Origin of the sequence: Clostridium sp. UBA5712, assembly GCF_002419845.1 — a bacterium.
In the GTDB taxonomy this organism is placed as follows: domain Bacteria; phylum Bacillota; class Clostridia; order Clostridiales; family Clostridiaceae; genus Clostridium_J; species Clostridium_J sulfidigenes.
Genome location: NZ_DIGW01000015.1, coordinates 73,374 through 89,542 on the forward strand (window position 1 = coordinate 73,374; position 16,169 = coordinate 89,542).

Sequence of the window (16,169 nt, forward strand, 5' to 3'; positions counted from 1 at the left end):
CCATTAAGGATTAGTTGTTTGGTCAGTACCTTCTGTAGGTGGTTCCACTGGGGTATCTGTAGATGTTCTTTCACCTTCAGTGTTATCAACATTATTGGAACCATCACCATTTGAGGAGTTACCTGTATCATTAGTGTTATTTTCAATAGTATTGCCATTGTTACTCGGAGTAGGAGCCTCTGTTTCCACATTGGTATTAGGAGCTATAGTTTCGGTATTTGTATTCTGATAATCTGATATTTCATTACCATGTGAGTGTTCAGCATCGTGATTATATACCTTTGGGTTAGGTTCTAGCCACATTTTTCTATCATTAAAAATATATTCATGAATTTGCTCCTCGGTATAATCTTCATCATAGCATAAGTAGAATATATCATTAATTTTTGAGTTATGAGTATATTCATCTCTTGGGAATCTTTCTTGTTCTATATTTTTAGTTCCTAGGTTAAGTACATTTGTAGCTAGATTAATTATTTCTTTGTTAGATAGACTGGTTTCTACATAAGGCAATAGTTTGGTTGCCATGGAAGCAAGCTCTGCAGTGCCGGCTTTAGAGATTTTATTAAACATTTCAGTCATAATCTTACGATGTCTTTCTGTTCTATCAAAGTCACCATTACCAATACTTCTAATTCTGCAATAACCCAGAGTTTGGAATCCAGTTAGATGATATTTTCCGGTTTTCTCATCCATAACTAGTTTTTCCTCTGTAATATTTCTGGCTTCAGAGTAACGTTCTATATAGTTATTAACTTCGTACTTCTCCATATATTCCATTTTCATATCAATACCGCCGATAGCATCTATAAGTCCTTCGAGCTCTTCAAAATTAATTTTCACATAATCTTTAATATTAAGTCCAAAATCTTGATTTAGAGTTTTTATTGAAAGTTGAGGACCACCGTAAGCATAGGCATGATTGAGTTTATCTTTTCCATAACCAGGTATATCTGCATAGGTGTCTCTCATTATGGATGTAATCTTTAATTTCTTATGAATAGGGTCAAAGGTTGCTATCATAGTTGCATCAGAACGACCTGCATCATTCTCAGATTCATCTACTCCTAGAATTGCTATATTAACTATATCTTTAATATTATTAGTTTGAATTTTTTCATTAACTTCATCTTTTATTCCAAGATCATTTTCATTAATTTCAGTTCTTTTTATTTTAGACAGTAGATTATTTCCATATAACCACCCAGTAACTAATAATAAAACAAGTGCTATTACCAAAGCGATAAATATCTTTATTGGTAAATGCTTTTTTCTTCTTTTTTTTCTCATTTTTTCTTTATTTTTTAAATCTTCCAAAATTATCACATCCTAAGTTGAATTTATATTTAATTATATAAACATTAAAATTAAATATATAATAAAATAAGTTGGCATCCACTCAATTGTTGTAAAAAATAACAATTAAGTAGATAGTTCGAAATAATTCAAATAAAATTACATGAAACGTATATATTGGTAGGTGGGATTTAATGTCAAACAGTTTACAGAATAATATTAGTTATTATCATTAGCGTCTTTATTATTATTAAGTGAATCCCACATTTTATTGTCATGGAAAATATATTCGTAAACTTGTTCTTTTGTTATATTTTCATTATAACATAGATAAAAAATACCATTAATATAAGAATCTTCACAATATCCATTTCTGGGGAATCTTTCTTGTTCAATATTATAGTTTCCGAGGGTTAGTACTTGCGTGCTGAGATTTACAATTTCAGAGTTAGATAAGCTAGTTTCAACAAGTGGTAGAAGTTTATTTATCATAGAAGTTAATTTTGCTACACCGGAACTAGAGATTTTATTAAACATTTCCTCCATAACGTGCCTCTGTCTAGCAGTTCTATCAAAGTCACCACCATTTGTACTTCTGTTGCGAGTGTAAGCAAGTGCTTCAAATCCAGTTAAATGAACTTTCCCATTTTTACTAACATAAACATTTTTGATAGGTTTTTTGTAGAAGTCATTTAAGTAATCTAGATATTCATTTAGAACTTTAATTTCGCTTGCATCAAGACTCATATCAATACCACCGATAGCATCAATAATTTGTTGCAATTCTTCAAAGTTTACAGTAACATAATCTGTTATATTAAGATCGAAGTTTTTATTTAGAGTAGATATAGCAAGTTCAGGTCCACCATAGGCATAAGCATGATTAAGTTTATCATAACCATACTCTGGAATATTAACATAGGTATCTCTCATAAATGAAGTAACTTTAATTTTATTAGTTGTGGTATCTAGTGTACCTACCATTATGGCATCAGAACGCTGAATATTATCTTCTTCTTTATCTATTCCAAATAGTGCTATATTTATAATTCCTTCAAATGGAATATAATTATTATTGCCCTCTTTAAATTTATCACTAATTTCTAAATTGTCATCATTGATTGTAGTACGCTTCATTCTACCTAGAGTAGAATTTATACTTACTAAGAATATAATAAGTAATATAATTAATGAGATTATTGTAATGGATATAATTCTTCGTCGTTTACGTTGCTTTGCTCTTTTTTTCTTTAAGCTATTTTTTTTAGCATCTATAGATGCTGTTTTATTGACAGTGGTTCTTCTATTAATAGAAGTCTTATCATCACCCAATGTAAAACCACCCTTTCTAAGTATTTTTTATACTAGATGTCAATTATATATTAACAACTATGGTATATATAGAGATTACAAAAGTATTACAAAATTAAATTTATTCCATAAACTATTCTATAATTATACGATAAAATTTCTTATAATGGTATATCAAAAGAAGTTTTTATTCTTCACAAATTTCTTTTAAAGTTCATATTATGAAAATAAGCAATATAAAAGGTGATACTTGTGTTATACGCGTTAATTTTGGCAGGAGGCAAAGGTACAAGGTTGTATCCACTGTCTCGCTCTAATAATCCCAAGCAGTTTTTAAAAGTTTTCAATGAAGATAGTTTTTTGACTAATACAGTAAAAAGGATAGAACCTTTAATAAATAAAGAAAATATATTTGTAGTTACTAATAAAGAATATATTGAAAAAATTCATGGAGAATTATCTCAACTAAATAAAGAAAATATATTTATAGAGCCTAGCAATAAAGAAACTGCTACTTGCATAGGTCTTGCAGCAGCCAAGCTGTTAAAGAGAGATAAGGATGCTGTTATGGTAGTGTTACCATCTGACCATTATATAGAGGGAGAAAAGGAATTTATAGATACCTTGAGGAATGCAGTAGAGCTTGCAGAAAAAAGAAGAGGGCTTATAACTATAGGCATTGAGCCTAGTAGGCCAGAAACAGGTTATGGATATATTGAAATGGGAGACCCAGTGGTAAGCTCTATGAAAACTTATAAGGTAGCTAGATTTACAGAAAAGCCCAATATAGATGTGGCTAAGGATTTTATTTTAAAAGGTACCTATCTATGGAACTCTGGAATGTTTGTATGGAGAGCGGATGTATTTCTAAGAGAAATGCAAAAGTACTTACCAAAGATGTATAGCTCTGTAAGTGAAATTTATAAACATGTTGGAGAAGAGGATGAAGAAGAAGTTATAGAGAGAGAATATAAGATAATCGATGGTATCTCAGTTGATTTTGGAATAATGCAGAAAACTAGAAAAGGATATGTAATAAAAAGTGAATTTCAGTGGGATGATATTGGAAGTTTTGCATCCTTAACTAGATTTTTAGATGAACACAATGGTAATAGGATAGTTGGTTCTGCATACTTAAATTCCAGTGAGAACTGTGCAGTATTTGGACAGAAAAATCTAATTATAGGTTTTGGAATTAAAGACTTAGTTATTGTAGATGCAGGGGATGTTATTTTAGTAATGGATAAAAATAAGGATCAAGAGTTAAAGCATCTGATTAATGAAATGAAGGAAGAAAAGGAATTAGAAGAGTTCTTGTAATATGAATTTAAGCTTAGTTTTAGAGGAGAATAATATCTTACTAAAACTAAGCTTAATAATTAAATTTTTTCAAACATATAAAACCCTACAGTGTATATTGACTGTAGGGTTTTATATGTTTCAATGAGAACGGAAAATATATATTTAAAATAAAGTCATCTAGAAGAGCATCACCTTTCTTCCAGGGCTCTCTTATAGATTTCATTATAGATATCTAAAGTTTTCATAGCTGTATTTCCCCAAGAAAATTCCTTTGCTCTTAAAAGTGATATTTTGCTAAATTCATTTCGAAGGGTTTCACTACCAAGCATAAGTTCCATGGCATCTAAAAGAGCTTTATCACTATGTGGATCAATTAGAATACCACTATGTCCAACTACTTCTGGGATAGAGGTTGTATTTGAAGAAATTACTGGGGTACCGCAACTCATTGCTTCAAGTGGTGGTAATCCAAAACCTTCATATAATGAAGGATATGCAAAGCATTCACAGGCATTGTAATAAATAGGCAAATCTTCATCAGGTGCAAAACCTGTAAATTTTATATATCGTTTCATATTAAGTTTATCAACTAATTTTACTAGCTCCTGAGATTCATCTCTATAGGAGCCTACAATTACTAAATTATATTCTTTATCCATATGGTTTACTAACTTACTAAAGGTACTTATAAGGGAATATACATTTTTTCTTTTACTAAAACCCCCAACATAAAGAATGAAAGGTTTATCTATATCATATTTTTCTTTTATTATATTTTTGCACAGCTCTTTGTCTAAGGGCATATATTTTTTATCGGCAGCTAAGGGAGTAACAAATACTTTACTCTCATCTATTGGGAAAAATCTTAATATATCTTGTTTTGAGTATTCTGATACTGTAATAATTCCGTTACTAGCTTCTGCGATATAAGGCATCTCTTTCAAAAATTTTAATAAGTAGCCTCTGCCTACAGTTTCAGGCATTATATAGGGAATTAAATCGTGAATTGTAACTACTGTTTTGCAATGAACTTCAGGAGTCAACCCTATACCATTTTGTGGAATATGATATAAATCTATATTTTCTCTTTTTAAGTCTTCAGGGAAAAAATTATCCTGAAAGAATCTTTGATATTTTTTTGAGCACATAACTAAATTAGTATTTTCCTTTTGATAACTTTCATAGTTTTCACCAGACCAATAAATTTGATAAAAATTATTTCTATCTATGTTAAGTAAGTTTTTCAAAAGGTTTTCTGTATATGTTCCTATACCACTTCCGTTATACCAGTTTATGCCTCTACCATCTATGGCTAACTTCATAAATTTCACTCCTTTTAAAACCATATATTACATATTAATCAGGGAATAAATAAGTGTTACAAATACTTGAAAACTAAACACACATTTATTGGAGTTATCATATATTACCTATAGAAGGTTTATGGAGGAGGTTTTTTTGAAAGATTTAGAGATATCAGAAATATTGAAAAAAGAATATAACATTGGACTAACTTCTATAGAAAAAATAAAAAGCGTTTATAGAGTAGAGGCAGGTAAACAGATATATTGTCTAAAGGTAGTAAAATATGAACTTCCACATTTTTTATTCATATTAGGAGCTATGAAACATCTAGATAGCAATGGATTTCAGTATGTACCAAACATAATAAGAACAACAAGAGGGATGGATTATATAAAATTCCATGAGAACTTTGCCTATGTAACGCCATGGCTTAATGGGCGGGAGAGTTCTTATGAAAATCCCATTGAACTTTCTATAGCTGCTAAAAAATTAGGACAGCTTCATAAATGTAGTGAAGGATTTATAGTAAGTAGAGATATGAAACCTAGAGTTGGTTGGTTTAAGTGGATAGAAGTGTATAGGACAAGAAAGGGAGAAATATTGAGCTTCAAAGATATTATAGATAGAAGAGACAAAAAGACAGATGTTGACTTGTACTATTTAAGTATGATGAAAGAGGAGCTTCAGAGATGTGACAGAGCAATTAATAATCTTTGTGATACAAATTATGAAATTAAGATCCTTGATGAGATAAGGCTAGGGGGGTTTTGTCATCACGATTATGCCAACCACAATGTATTAATAGGCAAGGATAATAAGGTTAATATCATTGATTTTGACTATTGTATTTTAGATACACATTTACATGACTTATCTAGCCTTTTAATTAGGGCTATGAAGTATGGAAGATGGAATGAAGAAAGAGTAAAAATTATATTAAAAGCTTATAAATCAACCCATAGGTTAGAACAAGATGATATTAAAATCATGGCTGCATTTATGGAATTTCCTCAAGATTATTGGCAACGAGGTATTCAATATTATTGGGAGAAAAAAATGTGGGGAGAGGATTTCTTTTTAAGAAAATTAAAAGCCTATGACGATGACAGAGAAGAAAGACAGGAATTTATAAATAGCTTTAGAGAATTTAAGTTAGATAATCTTTAAGGAGGGGGTTATGTGAGTAAGAATGAAAACAAAAATTATGATGAATTTATTGAAGAGCTGGAAGAACTAAAAACCATAGAGGATTATGATAAAAGATTAGAGGATATGGAAGCTTACGTTAAAGAATTAAAGAAAATAAAAAAAAGAAAAAAGAAGATGATGGAGCTTGAAATGGAGAAAGAAGAAATACTGAAGAAGATAAATAAAGTAGAAAAAAATAAACGTAAGTAGAGGTGTTAAAATGAATAGATTTTTTTATGATAGCTTTCAGCAATATTTATGTACTAAGGGTGTTAAAAAAGTAAATTTTATGCTGAAAAGCAATGAGACCTTAAGTAGACGCATATTAGAGGAAAAAGTAATAAACCAAATTAACATTATAAATGAAGTCCATAAGTTATCTTGTGGCTTTAATGGATATTTAAGAAAAAGAATAAATAATCACACTTGTAAGCTCATTGAAGATGATAAAATTCAGCTTAAAAAATTTAGGCGTAGCCTAGAAAAAATTAAAGAAAATGGACCAATAGATAGAGTAGAAGAGATAGTTTTAGAAAGAGGAGACAGAGTTTTAGCTAGGGGTGAAAAGGTTATTGATACAATAATGAATAATGACTATATGGAGTTAGTTGCAAGAAGTATGGATAATGTAGAGATATGTTTAACTAATGTAGATTTTGATAATCTAGGAAAAAGTGAAACCATAGAAATTGTAAATTTCGATGACATAGCATATAACATGGTAGAGATGGATTGCTATTATTTTTTAGTAAAGCTTAAGAGAAAGGGATTTAAGGTGGATTTTAATAAGTGTATAGATGAATTTTGTAAGTTAGAAGGATTGGGTGAAAGTAGTAAAGTATTCATTAGAGCACTGTTATCTTATCCCTATGAATTTATTAAGATATATGAGAAATATAAGAAGAATAAAAAAAGTTGGAATGAAGAGGAGTATATAAGAAGGTTATTAAATGGTATTAAAGAGGATGAAATGTCTTTAATATAAGGAGGTGACTGAAATATTATGGAAAATAGATTTTCTTATAAGGAATGGCTTAGTAAATACAACTTAGATATAAAACTTTTTAATAGTTATGATTTTTTAGTAACGGATGTAATTCCATTAAGAAAGGTATTTATTCTGTTAACAGATAAGGGAAATAAAATATTAAAGAAAATAGATTATACCAAGGAAGATTTATATTTTATAGTATACGGTATAGATTATCTAACAAACAATGGATTTGATAGAGTCATAAATTTTTATCGAAATAATATGGGACATATCACCACAGTGTGGAAGGACAGTACCTATGTAGTTATGGATTTGATAGAAGGCAGAGAGTGTGAATACAATAATCCTTTAGATATTAATATAGCAGTTAGGAGTCTAGCAGAGATGCATGAAGCATCAAGAGATATAGGATTTTCTAAGGATTGTAGCAGATTTAAAGGTTTTAAACTTATAAATAGTTATAAGGAAAAGCTTCAGGATTTAGAAAATATGAAGACTATGGCTTTAAGTTATAAGAATAAAAATGAGTTTCATGAAATATTTCTTACTCACGTAGATTATTTCCTTGAAAGAATGAAAAAGAGTATAGAAGTATTAGAAAAGTCACCTTACATGGAGCTATGTAAGGTGAAAAATAATTTTATTCTTTGTCATCATGATTTAGCTTATCACAATATTTTAATAAAGGATAATAAAGGATATTTTATAGATTTTGACTATTCCATAATAGATTTAAGAGTTCATGATATATGTAATTTTATAAATAAGACCACAAAGAATAGTTGCTATGACTTCAATATGTTGAAACAAATTATAAAAGAATATAATTCCATATCACCTATATCAAAGGAAGAGTACGAAGTGCTTTATGGAATGTTATTATTCCCAGAAGGATTTTACTCTATATCTAGAGATTATTTTTATAGAAAAAAACTTTGGAAATTCAATAGTTACCTGTATAAAATACAAAAAAAAGTGCAAGATATAGAGGAAAGACAAGATATGGTAGAAACATTCAAAAATATTTACAAATTGGCTACACCCTAGCCCCCCCTAGGATGTAGCATAAAAGGAAGATACTCTATGTATCTTCCTTTTTATCTGATGAAGTTATTTTTTTATAGCTATCTAGAGTTTGTATTGCGGTTCTCTCCCAGGATAGAGAGTTTACTTTCATAAAACCCTTATTAATTAAATCATTTCTCAATACATTATCTAGTAGTGTCTTTAAAATACTTTCTCCCAGTTCCTCTATAGAATAGGGAGAGCATAGTAGTGCACTATCACCTAAAATTTCAGGTATAGAAGTTACATTGGATGCAACTACAGGAATACCGCATGCCATAGCCTCTAGAGGAGGAAGTCCAAAGCCTTCATAAAAGGAAGGATAAACTAGAAGGGCTGCATTATTGTATAGATAAGGCATATGTTCCATTGCTATAAAACCAGGAAATATGACTTTGTCAGTAATTTTTAACTTTTCACAAAGATTCTTATAAATACTATAGGATTTACCCTTAGTTCCTGCTATGACTAATTTCATTTCATTAGGTAGTTTACCATGAATTTTACTAAAAGCTTCTATAAGGCCAGAAATATTCTTTCGAGGACTGAAACCACCTGTATACAAAATATAATTTTTAGGTAAAGAATAGTATTTTTTTATTATAGTACTGCATAGAATTTTATCAAGGGGTTTATAGATATCTTCACTAGCTAAATAGGTAACATATATTTTTTCTTTTGGGAAATTAAAATCCTTTGATATATCTTCCTTAGAAAAATTAGAAACAGTAATTATACCATCACATCTATTTACTATATTCTCCATGGAACTGTTAAAAAGACTAAGATATTTATCACCAACTGTTTCTGGCATATGTGCTGGAATTGTATCATGGAGAGTGATAACAAAAGGAAGATTATGATCCAAAGGTAAGCCAATACCATTTTGAGGTACATGATATATGTTTAAATCTTCATTGTTTAAATTTATAGGAAGACTTACACTTTCCCAAAAATTATTAGTATTTATATTAGGAGTAGAGCAAATTTTAAAATTAGAGTTAAAGTTTATGGGTGTAGAATTACAATCACTAAAGAGGGTGTATTCATTTAAGGTATCAATTTTATTAATAGCGTTTATGAGCTGATAGGAATAAGTTCCTATACCTGTACCCCTGTACCACTTGGCAGCTCTAATGTCTATACCAATATTCATATAAATGCTCCTTTACAATAGGTATTATAATCCATACTATTCACTTAAACTCAAATATGTTATGGCTATTCTAAATTATGCTGTTGATACATATAAATTATAGAGGGGGTGCGAAATTATGATGAGAGAGTTTGAAATTGAACGTCAATTTGATATTAAAATTGAAAATATTAAACCTAATAAGGGTGTATATCAATTAAAAACTAATAAAGGTGTCAGGTGCTTAAAGAAAATAAGCTATGGTACTCAAAAATTATTCTTTGTATATGGAGCTAAAGAACATCTATACAATAATGGGTTTAAGAACATAGATAGATATTATCTTAATACAGAGGAAAAACCATATGCTCTAGTAAACGAAGATATTTATACTTTATCTCAATGGATAGAAGGGAGAGAATGTGATTTCCATAGTGATGATGATTTAATATTGGCATCTAGAGCTCTAGCTAATTTTCATTTAGCGTCAAAGGGATATGAACCATCTGAGAATAGTAAATTAAAATCTGACTTAGGAAGATGGCCTCATTTAATGGAAAAAAGAATAAAATCCTTTGATAAGATGAAAGAAATGGTTAGAAAGAAAAGGAATCATAAGACGGAGTTTGATTTAAATTATATAAAATCAATGGATTATTATAAAGTTTTAGGGCAAAAGGCCCTAGAGGTTCTAAATCAATCTAATTATTATAATATTTGTAGGATATCTGAGGAAGAAAAAAGTTTTTGTCATCATGACTTTACTTATCACAATATAATAGTAGACGAAAAAAATGAAGTAAGTATAATAGATTTCGATTACTGTAAAAGAGAGGTCAGAGCTTTTGATTTATCTAATTTTATGATTAAAGTTTTAAAGAGACGAGAATGGGATTTTGAGTTAGCAAAGCTTATAATTGATAATTATAATGAAATATCTCCAATAGAAGATGATGAATATATGGTGCTATATGCATTCTTGATGTTCCCTCAAAGATATTGGAGAATATGTAATAGGTATTATTATAATGAAGTAAATTGGGTACAAAACACTTTTAATAAGAAAATGGAGGAGCTTATACAAGAAAGAGAAAAATTTGAAAGTTTTATGAGACAATTTAAAGAATTCTATAATATTTAAGGAGATTATCCTTGAGAAGATAAAAAAGTTGTGGAATATGTGATATACCACAACTTTTCATTTTTAATTTAAATCCTTATTAAAAGGCATCCTTAATTAGTTCTGCAATTTCAGAAACTAGAGGTAGTCTAGGGTTTGAGATAGTACATTGATCTTCAAAAGCTTCATCAGCTAATGAATATAGTACAGAATCTAGATGCTCCTTAGTAACACCACATTGACTAAGGGTAGTTGGAACATTTAACTCTAGCATTAGGTTTCTGATAGCTTCCACCAAATTATTTACAGCTTCTTCACAGGTAGAGTGAGCTAAACCTAAAAACTTTGCTATTTCCATGAACTTTTCAGGAGCTTTATAATATTCATATTTAGGGAAGGCTACTAACTTACTTGGATTACTTCCATTATAGTTTATAACGTGTGGAAGCATGATAGCATTTGCTCTTCCGTGAGGTATATGGAATTCTGAACCTAATTTATGAGCTATACTATGATTAACTCCTAAAAATGCATTGGTAAATGCCATACCTGCAATACAAGAAGCATTGTGCATCTTTTCTCTAGCAAGAGCATTACTTCCATCTTTATATGCAATAGGTAGATATTTAAAAACAATCTCTATAGCTTTAAGAGCTAAGGCATCCGTATAATCGGAAGCCATGACAGATACATAAGCTTCTATAGCGTGAGTTAAAACATCTAACCCAGTATCTGCTGTAACTGATGGTGGTACAGTCATAACTAACTCCGGATCTATTATAGCAATATCAGGGGTTAGCTCATAATCTGCTAATGGATATTTTATATTATTCTCTTTATCAGTTATAACAGCAAAGGCTGTAACCTCAGACCCAGTTCCAGAGGTTGTAGGAATAGCAACTAATCTAGACTTTTTACCTAGAGAAGGAAACTTAAAAGCTCTTTTTCTTATATCCATAAATCTAAGTTTAAGACCATTAAAGTCTATATCAGGATTTTCGTAGAAGAGCCACATACCTTTAGCAGCATCCATTGCTGACCCTCCACCAAGGGCTATTATAACATCCGGTTCAAAGCTATTCATTTGAGCGGTTCCCCTCATGACAGTTTCTGTAGATGGGTCTGGCTCTACGTCTAAAAACACATTTACATCAAAGTTAGCTTTCTTAAGATGTCCCATTACTTTAGATACATATCCAAGTCTATCCATGAATTTATCTGCTACGATGAAGGCTCTTTTACCCTTAAGTTTTTCAAGGTATGAAAGAGACCCAGGTTCAAAGAAAATTCTTTCCGGAACTCTAAACCATTGCATATTAACTCTCCTTTTAGCTACGCGTTTAATATTTATTAAGTTGTTTGCACTAACATTTTGAGTTGTTGAATTTCTACCCATGGTTCCGCAACCCAAAGTTAATGAAGGAATATTTACATTATAAATATCTCCTATAGCACCTTGAGAGGAAGGAGAGTTTATTATTATTCTACCAACCTTAACTCTTCTAGAGAATTCCTCAATAACCTGGTCATTGGTAGAATGAAGAACAGCAGAGTGACCTAGACCACCAAAAGCAATCATATCTTCAGAGGCTTTTATTCCATCTTCAGTACTATCAACTATAAACATTGAAAGGATAGGACTAAGCTTTTCTCTTGAAAGAGGATAATCTGCACCGATTCCGCCAGGTTCACATACTAGAACCTTTGTGTCCTTTGGAACTTTAATATTAGCCATTTCTGCGATTTTTGTAGCTCCTTGACCTACTATGTTTGGATTCATAGATTGCCTTTTTCCATCTATAGCAACCTTTTGAAGTTTTAACATTTCTTCTTTATTAAGAAAGTAACAGTTACGTTCTTTTAAGAGAGAAATTACTTCATCACTAATTTCTCTATCTATAATAACTGCCTGTTCTGAGGCACAAATGGTACCATTATCAAAGGATTTTGATAGTACTAAGTCATTAACAGATCTTTTAATATTGGCTGTTTTTTCTATATAGCAAGGAACATTTCCTGCACCAACACCAAGAGCTGGCTTTCCAGTAGAGTAAGCTGATTTAACCATACCAGGACCACCGGTTGCAAGAATAATATCTACTCCAGGATGAAGCATAAGTTTTTGTGAACCTTCAATGGAAGGACTACTAATCCATTGAATACAATTCTTAGGAGCACCTGCTTTAATAGCTGCATCCAAAAGCAACTTAGCAGTAGCTATACTGCATTTTTGAGCCCTAGGATGAAAGCTAAATATTATAGGATTTTTAGTTTTTATAGCTATTAAGGATTTAAAGATTGTAGTGGAAGTAGGATTAGTAGTTGGAGTAACTCCTGCTACTACGCCTATAGGTTCTGCAACTTCCATATAATCTTCTTCTTCATTCACAATACCCACAGTTTTTAAATCTTTTATACTGTTGTATACATACTCAGAGGCAAATATATTTTTAGTTATTTTATCTTCATATACACCCATTTCTGTCTCATCTATAGCCATTTTAGCTAGTTCACGGTGTTTACTTAGGGCAGATATTGTCATTTTTTTAACTATATTATCTATGGAATTTTGATCAAAGGTTAAAAATTCCTCGTAGGCATCACGAGCATTTTTAACAAGGTTATTAATTTCAGAATCCACAGATGATATAGCTTTATCAGCTGAATTGCTAGAGTTTGAAATGAAATCATTCTTAGACTCCTTAACAGATTTTGTATCAATTTTTTCAGTAGACATTTAGTATATACCCCCTAAACTTTGTTATTTATTTAACTAATTATATTATAACCCATGAAAATAATATTTCAACATATTTAGTTAAACTTTTATCAATCTTTTACTATATTTTTATATTTGTTTACCGAGTTCCATAGGTTTAATATCTCACAATTATTAAGTAAAGTTCATATGATATAAAGAGGAAATCATGAGGAGAGATATAGGTGAATATAGGTGATAGAGTAGTAAGAAAATCTTATAATAAAGATATAGTATTTAAAATAATAGATATAGAAATTGATGATGAGGGTGTTAAAAAATATTTATTAAAGGGGTTAAATATAAGAATTGAGGCAGATAGCATAGAAGATGATTTAGAGGTTATTGACAGTGAGGGAGTTGGGGAGAAGGATAAAGTATTTAATAAAAAAGTAAATACTGCTCTAAAGAAAGTTTTACTATCAAGGTCATATACAAGAGGGAGTTCCGCTGCATTAAGAGTTATAGACACTGAGATAAACAGAAAAGAAAAGAAAGGTACATCTTTTAAAAATAGTGAATTATTCTTTGGAAGACCAGGTAAAATTCTTCATATTGATGGTGATCCTCAATACCTAGATATTTGTTTAAAAACATATAAGCAATTATCCATTGAGGCTGTAGGTAAAGTCATAGCAGAAAAGGATCAGCCCTCCCAGATACTAGATTTAGTAAAGGAAATAAACCCAGATATAGTTGTAATTACGGGTCATGATGGAATGAGTAAGAATATATCAGATTATATGGATCTTGGAAACTATAGAAACTCAAAATACTTTGTAGAATGTGTTTCTTTATTAAGAAGCTATAATTCAAATTATGATGATTTGGTTATTTTTGCAGGTGCCTGTCAATCAAACTACGAAGCATTGCTTGATGCAGGTGCTAACTATATGAAAATGATACATAGGTTGAAGACATGAGAGTAAAAAACCTATTTTTTTTTACTCTCTGCCTCTTTAAGTTCAAGCTCAGGGGAGCCGAGAGGATATATATTTAATACCTCAGTATCTCCATTCCACGTAACAAGGGGTATAAGAGCATCCACTATTTGTTGTTGTTCTAATATATCCAAAGTTCTTATTATAGAGCATTTTTCAAGAAGCTTTTCTGTAAAGTCAAGAACTACTTCATCTTCATTCAATTTTATATTTTCAGATGTTAAAGTCAGAAGTTCATCTTCTAATTCTTTTATTTCAGCCTTTAAGCCCTTAATTTTTTTAAATAATATATCAGTTAGGTCATCATCCAAAGATAGCTTATTAACTAGATTATCAATTTGCTTGGTTTTATCTTCAATAATTTTATTAATTACATCAACCCTATTTGAAGATATCATTTCAATTCTACGAGTTTTATTTTTAGCTTTTAGATTATCAATGATAGAGCTTTTAGTTTTAAACATATTCTCTAAAGTTATAAGAATTGCTTCATCAACCTCAGCTGCTTTAGCAGGTTTATTATCACACCTAACACCTTTACTACGCTTCTTTAATGTACAGTTATAGTAATAATGTTTATTACCAGTAGATGGATTGACATGTCCATGAGAAACTCCCATAGTAGATTCACATTTATCACATCTTAACACTCTAGAAGCTATAGTAGTATTACTTCTTCCGAGAGCAGGAAAGGAGTCTTTATTTTTATCTTTTATATTTTGTGCCTGGAGCCACTTATGGGCTGGTATAATTCCTTTATGATTTGCAACAGCTGCAATCCATTCTGATTTATCTTTTACCATTGTTTTGGTACCAACATCATTAGATATTCCGGTAGTTTTATTATAAGTAAGAAGGGCCTTTTTACCATCAACATCACCACAAACAGTTATTCCTTGAGTCTTTAGATGGTTAACAACTTCCTTGTTGGCTTTAACATAAATAGGGTTTGTGAGGATTAGCTTTATAGATCCTAGAGTAAAATCTTTACCTTTTTTAGTTTTTATATTATTTTGTAGCAAATACGTAACAACTTTACCCATTGAACCCAACTGTAGATATTTTTCATATATAAGTTCTATAACCTTTAATTCCTCAACATTAGGGATTAACTTTGTCATAGACCTTTCCTTCATGTTTTCATCAATAAAGGTTATAGGCTCACTGTCAAAGCCCATAGGAATTGTTCCACCTAACCATCTCCCCATTTTTGCAAGTTCCATCATGTTATCACGAATACGTTCTGCAATAGTTTCTCTTTCAAGCTGGGCAAATACACTTGATATATAAATCATTGCTCTTCCCATTGGACTTGTTGTATCAAACTGTTCTTTAATGCTGACAAAATCACATTTATTATTTTGAAGTAGGGTAAGGGTGCTACTGAAATCAGCAACATTTCTACTTATACGATCAAGTCTATAACAAATTAGCATGTCATAGTCTTCAATTTTAGCTATAAGCTTTTTAAAATCTGGCCTATTAGTATTACCTCCACTGTAGCCTTCATCCTTATATTCATTAATTTCAAGAGTTTCAGACTTATATTTAGCTTGAAGGTATTCCTTACATAGTTGAATTTGATTCTCTACTGATTCACCAGTAGGACTATATTTAGATTTACGTGCGTAAATTGCTATTTTCATTAAATTCACTTCCTTAAAATAATAAATTATAATTTAAAGATATTCTTATAATACATTTTATATTAAAATGTTTACTTAATCTATGGTTGACAATATAATTATTAATAG

Annotated in this window: 13 protein-coding genes; 7 read left to right on the forward strand and 6 right to left on the reverse strand. The window is 30.3% G+C overall.

Features of this window, described 5'->3' with window-relative positions:
* Positions 1-3 precede the first annotated feature (3 nt).
* Both B3B03_RS12885 and B3B03_RS12890 read right to left on the reverse strand, forming a co-directional pair.
* Entirely contained in the window at positions 4-1,317 is a 1,314-nt protein-coding gene (locus B3B03_RS12885) for an LCP family protein (RefSeq protein WP_346877510.1), read from the reverse strand.
* A 198-nt stretch (positions 1,318-1,515) separates the two neighbouring features.
* Complete coding sequence (locus tag B3B03_RS12890; protein ID WP_346846969.1) at positions 1,516-2,628, reverse strand: LCP family protein; 1,113 nt, start codon at positions 2,626-2,628, stop codon at positions 1,516-1,518.
* A gap of 231 nt (positions 2,629-2,859) precedes the next feature.
* On the opposite strand from B3B03_RS12890, the gene B3B03_RS12895 reads away from it, so the two are divergent.
* Positions 2,860-3,927 carry a mannose-1-phosphate guanylyltransferase gene (locus tag B3B03_RS12895; protein WP_346846970.1) on the forward strand — a complete coding sequence of 356 codons (1,068 nt, stop codon included), beginning with the start codon at positions 2,860-2,862 and terminating at the stop codon, positions 3,925-3,927.
* A gap of 170 nt (positions 3,928-4,097) precedes the next feature.
* On the opposite strand, the gene B3B03_RS12900 is transcribed toward B3B03_RS12895, so the two are convergent.
* Positions 4,098-5,231, reverse strand: coding sequence for a glycosyltransferase family 4 protein (locus B3B03_RS12900; RefSeq protein WP_346877511.1), 1,134 nt, complete (start codon positions 5,229-5,231; stop codon positions 4,098-4,100).
* 136 nt (positions 5,232-5,367) lie between these two features.
* Here B3B03_RS12900 and B3B03_RS12905 point away from each other — a divergent pair, with 136 nt between their 5' ends.
* The 4 genes from B3B03_RS12905 to B3B03_RS12920 are packed head-to-tail and all read left to right on the forward strand — an operon-like array spanning position 5,368 to position 8,443.
* A complete protein-coding gene (locus B3B03_RS12905) occupies positions 5,368-6,381 on the forward strand; it encodes a CotS family spore coat protein (protein ID WP_346877512.1) in 1,014 nt (337 codons plus the stop codon).
* A 12-nt stretch (positions 6,382-6,393) separates the two neighbouring features.
* Complete coding sequence (locus tag B3B03_RS12910; protein WP_346846973.1) at positions 6,394-6,612, forward strand: hypothetical protein; 219 nt, start codon at positions 6,394-6,396, stop codon at positions 6,610-6,612.
* A 10-nt stretch (positions 6,613-6,622) separates the two neighbouring features.
* Positions 6,623-7,387, forward strand: a complete 765-nt coding sequence (locus B3B03_RS12915; RefSeq protein ID WP_346846974.1) for a hypothetical protein — start codon at positions 6,623-6,625, stop codon at positions 7,385-7,387.
* Positions 7,388-7,405: 18 nt separating this feature from the next.
* A complete protein-coding gene (locus tag B3B03_RS12920; RefSeq protein ID WP_346846975.1) occupies positions 7,406-8,443 on the forward strand; it encodes a CotS family spore coat protein in 1,038 nt (345 codons plus the stop codon).
* A 34-nt stretch (positions 8,444-8,477) separates the two neighbouring features.
* Here the strand turns inward: B3B03_RS12920 and B3B03_RS12925 are convergent, their stop codons facing one another.
* The gene (locus B3B03_RS12925) at positions 8,478-9,617 is read right to left on the reverse strand and encodes a glycosyltransferase family 4 protein (protein WP_346846976.1); all 1,140 of its coding nucleotides are present in this window, start codon (positions 9,615-9,617) and stop codon (positions 8,478-8,480) included.
* Positions 9,618-9,735: 118 nt separating this feature from the next.
* On the opposite strand from B3B03_RS12925, the gene B3B03_RS12930 reads away from it, so the two are divergent.
* Positions 9,736-10,737: a CotS family spore coat protein gene (locus tag B3B03_RS12930; RefSeq protein ID WP_346846977.1), complete on the forward strand. Its 1,002-nt coding sequence runs from the start codon at positions 9,736-9,738 to the stop codon at positions 10,735-10,737.
* A gap of 79 nt (positions 10,738-10,816) precedes the next feature.
* Here B3B03_RS12930 and adhE read toward each other — a convergent pair whose 3' ends face one another.
* Positions 10,817-13,453, reverse strand: coding sequence for a bifunctional acetaldehyde-CoA/alcohol dehydrogenase (gene adhE / locus B3B03_RS12935; RefSeq protein WP_346877513.1), 2,637 nt, complete (start codon positions 13,451-13,453; stop codon positions 10,817-10,819).
* 206 nt (positions 13,454-13,659) lie between these two features.
* Here adhE and yabG point away from each other — a divergent pair, with 206 nt between their 5' ends.
* On the forward strand, positions 13,660-14,397 hold the full coding sequence (gene yabG, locus B3B03_RS12940; RefSeq protein WP_346877514.1) for a sporulation peptidase YabG: 738 nt from the start codon (positions 13,660-13,662) through the stop codon (positions 14,395-14,397).
* Between the two features lie 11 nt (positions 14,398-14,408).
* On the opposite strand, the gene B3B03_RS12945 is transcribed toward yabG, so the two are convergent.
* Positions 14,409-16,061 carry a recombinase family protein gene (locus B3B03_RS12945; protein WP_346877515.1) on the reverse strand — a complete coding sequence of 551 codons (1,653 nt, stop codon included), beginning with the start codon at positions 16,059-16,061 and terminating at the stop codon, positions 14,409-14,411.
* Between the last annotated feature and the right edge of the window lie 108 nt (positions 16,062-16,169).

What these genes read in the sequence shown, in the direction of transcription:
- B3B03_RS12930 (WP_346846977.1), top strand. Translation starts at nt 9,736, where the DNA reads ATGATGAGAGAGTTTGAAATTGAACGTCAATTTGATATTAAAATTGAA.
- B3B03_RS12920 (WP_346846975.1), top strand. Translation starts at nt 7,406, where the DNA reads ATGGAAAATAGATTTTCTTATAAGGAATGGCTTAGTAAATACAACTTA.
- B3B03_RS12925 (WP_346846976.1), bottom strand. Translation starts at nt 9,617, where the DNA reads ATGAATATTGGTATAGACATTAGAGCTGCCAAGTGGTACAGGGGTACA.
- B3B03_RS12945 (WP_346877515.1), bottom strand. Translation starts at nt 16,061, where the DNA reads ATGAAAATAGCAATTTACGCACGTAAATCTAAATATAGTCCTACTGGT.
- B3B03_RS12915 (WP_346846974.1), top strand. Translation starts at nt 6,623, where the DNA reads ATGAATAGATTTTTTTATGATAGCTTTCAGCAATATTTATGTACTAAG.
- adhE (WP_346877513.1), bottom strand. Translation starts at nt 13,453, where the DNA reads ATGTCTACTGAAAAAATTGATACAAAATCTGTTAAGGAGTCTAAGAAT.
- B3B03_RS12900 (WP_346877511.1), bottom strand. Translation starts at nt 5,231, where the DNA reads ATGAAGTTAGCCATAGATGGTAGAGGCATAAACTGGTATAACGGAAGT.